Annotated in this window: 2 protein-coding genes; both read right to left on the bottom strand. The window is 41.4% G+C overall.

Annotation, left to right across the window (positions count from 1 at the left end):
• Positions 1–63: 63 nt before the first annotated feature.
• Positions 64–681 carry an IS630 family transposase gene (locus E5329_RS29130; RefSeq protein ID WP_168356818.1) on the bottom strand — a complete coding sequence of 206 codons (618 nt, stop codon included), beginning with the start codon at positions 679–681 and terminating at the stop codon, positions 64–66.
• Positions 678–935 (bottom strand): helix-turn-helix domain-containing protein, encoded by a 258-nt coding sequence (locus E5329_RS32770; protein WP_408634717.1) that lies wholly within the window; start codon positions 933–935, stop codon positions 678–680. Before E5329_RS32770 ends, E5329_RS29130 begins: the two co-directional genes overlap by 4 nt.
• Positions 936–1,124: the final 189 nt, after the last annotated feature.

The following is a 1,124-nucleotide window of genomic DNA, read 5'->3' as shown; positions in this document are numbered from 1 at the left end:
TATTACTACGGCTATTAAAAATCGACATTTTTAATAGCCGTATTTTTCAATGTATTTTAGCTTTTAATGTCGAAAATAGCAGGATACTTTATCTTCACATTTCTGTAATCCATGCATAAAATCTTCTGTTTTATTACGAATTTGCTCCCTTGTATGCGGAATTATTCCGCTGTGTATATTCTGTTTCAGACTGTGGTTTAAGTATTCATCAGGGTTTATTTCTGGTGAGTAGGGTGATGTGAAGAACAGCTCAATCTCATCTTTATGCTCTGAAAGCCATCCTTCAACCATCTTTCCATGATGCACTTTTAAATTGTCCACTATAAATAAGACTTTCCTGTCCGTGTCTTTAACAAGGCGTTCCATAAAGTCTATAAATCTCTGCTGTGTCATGTTCTCCTCATAGCACAGGAAATGGCATCTTCCCTGATTGCTGATCGCCGATATCATGTTTATTTTTTCCACTTTTGAATAAGATGGCACGACGGGCGTCTGCCCCTTTGGCGCAAAACCGGACACATGGTAAGCCTGGTTGTTGATTCCCGTCTCATCGCCCCAAAAAATCACGGCGTCTTCCGTCTTTGCCTTATTTACGATTGCTGGGTATGTTTCATGCATAAAAACATTCAGCTTAACATTGTCCTGGAAATATGCCTTTCTGGTAGGGCGCTGGCAGGTCATCCCCACCGCTTGAGGCATTCGCTCATATTACGCAGTGTTATGGTGATGCCGTATTTTTCCTCAACCAGCTGGCACACGGCGGCACGTGTCCAAAGCATAAAGCTTAATTTCATCTGGTCAGGTGATTTGTCAATCAGTATCCTGCGGATTTCTTTTTCCTGTGCCGGTGTCAGTTGGCGTTTTTCGCCAAACTTGCGCCCGCGTTTTTTCTCCTTGAGGCATGCAGCGCCCTCCTTCTTGTATGCACTGGATATTCTTTTAACCGCCTGTGGGGAAATGGCGACTGTCTCTGCAATTTCAGATTGTTTTCTTCCTTTTTTATAAGCGATATCACTTGCTTTTTTATGATTTTTCTTGTTTCGGGCGATACCGTTTTCAAATTAATTATCTCCATAATTATATGATACCAAATATTCATCCGGAACACCATAGGCATTGTCGAT

This window comes from Petralouisia muris (assembly GCF_004793545.1).
GTDB classification, from domain to species: Bacteria; Bacillota; Clostridia; order Lachnospirales; family Lachnospiraceae; genus Petralouisia; species Petralouisia muris.
The sequence above is the reverse complement of the archived record's forward strand: the minus strand, read 5'-3'. Positions and strand labels throughout refer to the sequence as shown.

What these genes read in the sequence shown, in the direction of transcription:
- E5329_RS29130 (WP_168356818.1), bottom strand. Translation starts at nt 681, where the DNA reads ATGACCTGCCAGCGCCCTACCAGAAAGGCATATTTCCAGGACAATGTT.